General features: G+C 42.4%; 2 protein-coding genes. One reads left to right on the plus strand and one right to left on the minus strand.

The features are described from left to right. Nucleotides 1-150 precede the first annotated feature (150 nt). Nucleotides 151-1,350 (minus strand): glycosyltransferase, encoded by a 1,200-nt coding sequence (locus tag PY364_RS15695; protein ID WP_275523904.1) that lies wholly within the window; start codon nucleotides 1,348-1,350, stop codon nucleotides 151-153. A 383-nt stretch (nucleotides 1,351-1,733) separates the two neighbouring features. Here PY364_RS15695 and PY364_RS15700 point away from each other — a divergent pair, with 383 nt between their 5' ends. Next, the gene (locus tag PY364_RS15700) at nucleotides 1,734-4,058 is read left to right on the plus strand and encodes a polysaccharide biosynthesis tyrosine autokinase (protein WP_275523906.1); all 2,325 of its coding nucleotides are present in this window, start codon (nucleotides 1,734-1,736) and stop codon (nucleotides 4,056-4,058) included. The last annotated feature ends 59 nt before the right edge of the window (nucleotides 4,059-4,117 follow it).

The following is a 4,117-nucleotide window of genomic DNA, read 5'->3' on the forward strand; positions in this document are numbered from 1 at the left end:
TAGGGGCTAGGGGAAGAGAGGGGGAAGATGGGGGAGATGGGGAAGATGGGGAGGGGGAAAGGGGGAGAATTTTTTCCCAATTAGCAATTAGCAATTAGCAATTAGCAATTAGCAATTAGCAATTAGCAATTAGCAATTAGCAATTAGCAATTAGCAATTACCAATTAACGTTACTAACTTCTTCGCCTCCACAGTAACATCATGATTTTGAGCGATGCGATCGCGTCCTAATTTGCCCATTTTTTCTAGTAATTCTGGTGGCGATTCCAAAGCGGCCCGCATCGCCTCTGCTAGGGCACTCACCGAACCGGCGGGAACTAGCCAACCGCAGACACCAGGCTGTACTAACTCTGGGATACCGGCCACGTAAGTAGCGATCGCAGGACGACCCAAAGCTAAGGCTTCCATCAGCACTACTGGCAAACCTTCAGCAAAACTCGGCAATACCAGAGCTCGCGCCGCCAGAATTTGTTGCAAAACTTCATTACCTGTCGCCCAACCAGTAATTTCTATATACTCTTGTAGATTGAACTTTGTAATCAAAGATGCGATCGCCTCTCTGAGTACGCCATCACCTACCAATACCAACTTAAATTTCAAGCCTGAAACTGCTAACTCGTTAGCAGCTTCTATTAACAGTAAATGGCCTTTCTGTTCGCTAAGCCTACCAACACAAACTAAGCGAGGTTCCTGCGGTATGGGAACCAGCGGTTGAGTCAAAAACTCAGCATCTACCCCACAGTGAATGACATGAATTTTAGACCACTCAGCGCGATCGCACCATCGGCATAACTGACTTTTGCCAAAAGAACTCACCGCCACCACAAAAGCCGCACCCTTGATTTTTTCATCTAAAGCTAGAACCGTAGCCTTATCAAACTCTTCCGGGCCATGCACAGTGAAACTGTAGGGAGGGCCGCCTAGAACGTGGCACAACATCGCTACAGTTGTAGAATTTGTCCCAAAGTGAGTGTGAAGGTGTGTCGCACCCACATCAGAAAGCCAACCCAGAAGCACACACGCCTCTGCTAAGTAAGCAAAATGGCGCAAAATACCCCGTTCTGAATGCCAGCCAACCCGAAACATCAACACTAAAGCCTTCAAAAATCGTAGAGGTTTAGTTGCCGCAGTCCATAATAGGCTCCAGAGTAAGCCTAGCATTCCAATTTCTAGGACTGTTCGAGTCAGCTCTGCCTCTACTTTATCGGCTTCATCTACAAGTTCAGCGTCGCAAGAACGGATTGAAAAACGTGCAACTTTGATAGCACAAGATTCGACTGCGACAATCTCTCTACGGATGAAACTATGGCTAACCTTGGGATATTGATTAACTAAATAAGCAATTGTCATGCCTATTGCCAGGGAAAATTTGCTGCAATGCTGAGCTTAAGCGGCACTGTGCAGCTATGTTAGCATAGTATTATGATCTACAAACATCCCGCGCCAATGCTAAAAAAATTTGAAGCAAAAGGGGTTAGAGTTGGGAAGTCATTAAAAAATACTACATCTTATGATTTTAAATTGGTCAGAAGTGTTAAAAAAGATCGTAGATCGTAAGCTTTACCCATTTAACTTGCATCTGACTAGCGGGTATCCCAGATAACCACATAGATTTCATAGTTGAGCTATATGCAAAGTAAATTTTTTTGAGGTGACACACAGTAAACTTTTGATTGAGACAGGTATTTAAAGACCTAATTGAGTGACCGGACAAATAACTATCAGAGGTGAACATGGAAACAGAACAGGATGATAAAATTGTATCAATTGGTAAACGAGGCAGACAATTTCAAGAATCACCTGTTGCCGATACAGACGAGTCTAGTCCCCCGCCTCAAAAAGGATTGAACTTGGGCCCTTTTTGGCGGATGTTCCGGCGCAAATCACTGCTAATTATTACGATCGCAACTTTAGTCGCAGTCGGCGCAGGATTTTATATCAAAAGTTCTAAGAAAACCTATCAAGGAGATTTTCGGCTTTTAGTCGAACCCGTAACTAATGAAGCTAGAATTGCAGAACCTTCTACCCTAGCTCGTAGTGACTCGGCAGTACCAAATCGAGATATTTTTAGTTTAGATTACCCTACTCAGCTTGAAATTCTACAGAGTCCTCAAATGCTTTCTGCGATCGTAGAGCGCGTTAAAACTAAATATCCTAAATTTACCTACGAAGAGTTTAAAAGAGGATTACTGGTAATCCGTGTTGGCAGTAATTTACTTGACCAAACCAAGATTATTGAAGTGCGCTATCTGGGACAAGACCCACAGATGGTACAGTTTATTTTAGACGAAATGGCTAAGAAATATTTAAAATATAGCCTTGAAGAACGGAAAACCCGGATCGGAGAAGGTGTTAAATTTATTGAAGACCAACTTCCTAGCTTGCAACAGCGCGTAAATGACCTGACATCCAGTTTACAGCAATTGCAGCAACAGCAAAAAATCACCGATCCGAAAGTGCAGGGGGAAGAATTGTTAACCCAAGTTCGCACTATTGAAACTCAAGAATTAGAAACTCAAAGGCTATTGGAAGAACAGAGATCGCTTTACGCTAACTTGCAGAAACAATTAGACTTTACGCCCAATGAAGCTATTGCTGCTTCAGCTTTGAGCGAAGAACCTCAGTATAAAGAATTGTTAGTAAAGGTGAAGGAAGTAGAAAGTCAAATTGCTGTAGAATCGGCGCGGTTTAAATCTGCTAATCCCCTGCTAGAAGCTCTAGAACGCAAGCGATCGAACTTGTTAGATTTACTCAATCAGCAAACCAAGCGGATTGTTGGTCAAAACTTAGGAGTTGATGCTAATAATTCTAAGGTAATGAGATTTCAAAATTCGATTAGGGTGGGACTAATTAAACAACTGGTTGATACAGCTAATCAAATTCAGGTCTTAGAAGTTCGCAATCAGGCAATATCGCAGGCAAAAGACGATTTTAACCGACAAGCCAAACTATTTCCGGTGGTAGCTCGCAAGTATAATGAATTGTCACAAAAGTTGGAAATTGCGACTAAAACGCGCGACCAACTTTTGACTCAGCGAGAAACATTACGAGTGCAAGCCGCTCAAAATCAAGTGCCTTGGGAAGTAATTTCTAAGCCTCGGATACCTCGCGATCCCGCTGGAAATTTAGCACCAGCTCCCAGCAAAGCTAAAAACAAATTTGCGATGGCAGTAGTGGGTGGTCTACTATTGGGTATTCTCGTTGCTTTGTGGATAGAAAAGATCCGTAATATCTTCTACGTAGCTGAGGATATTAAAGATGCGACTCAATTGCCTATGTTAGGAGTAATTCCCCTTGATAAAGATTCTGAAAAATTAGATCGCGACCATCGAAATGGTTATGCTTCTTTGGTCAGCAACGATGTCACTAGCAGGAGTTCATCTCCATTTTTAGAAGCTTTTGATTCTCTTTACACTAATCTCTGTTTTTTATTCTCAGACCGTCAGATTGGCTCCTTAACTATTGCTTCTGCTGCACCTGGTGACGGCAAATCTACTGTAGCTTTACACTTAGCTGAAGTTGCGGCTCTTGCTGGTCAAAGAGTGCTGTTAGTAGATGCAAATTTGCATTCACCAACGCTACATACTTTATTAGATTTACCAAATTTTAGAGGGCTGAGCGATCTACTTTGCAATAAAATGGAGTCTAATGATATTATTCAGAGATCGCCTCTAGCTGATAATCTGTTTGTATTGACTGCTGGGATTCCTTTACCGGGTGCGGCTAGACGAATGAGTTCTAGTTTTATGGCACATTTAATGGATGAATTTCAAACAAAGTTTGATTTAGTTATCTATGATACGCCCCCTCTTGTTGATGCTAAAGATGCTAATTTTATCGCGGTGCGTACAGATGGAATCTTAATGGTTGTTGCTGTTCGCAAAACCAAAAATTCTGTTGTTAAGCAAGTCCTAAGTCAATTAGAAAGTTTTGGTATTCCCTGTTTAGGAGTAGTGGCTAATCACGTCGGCAAAAATGCTAAATCTAAAGGGGAAAAGGCAGTTGTTTTAAAGCCTGCACGTCAAGTAGGTTTGTCTGCTCCAGCTCCCCAAGAATAATTAAAATAGGACTGACGTGCCACCCTTCGTAACGCCGCCCTCTGGGCGGTAATATACCG

This window comes from Kamptonema sp. UHCC 0994, from assembly GCF_029167235.1.
In the GTDB taxonomy this organism is placed as follows: Bacteria; Cyanobacteriota; Cyanobacteriia; order Cyanobacteriales; family Microcoleaceae; genus Kamptonema.

Bases quoted from the DNA above. Each gene is read 5' to 3' on its own strand.
- PY364_RS15700 (WP_275523906.1), top strand. From the start codon at position 1,734: ATGGAAACAGAACAGGATGATAAAATTGTATCAATTGGTAAACGAGGC.
- PY364_RS15695 (WP_275523904.1), bottom strand. From the start codon at position 1,350: ATGACAATTGCTTATTTAGTTAATCAATATCCCAAGGTTAGCCATAGT.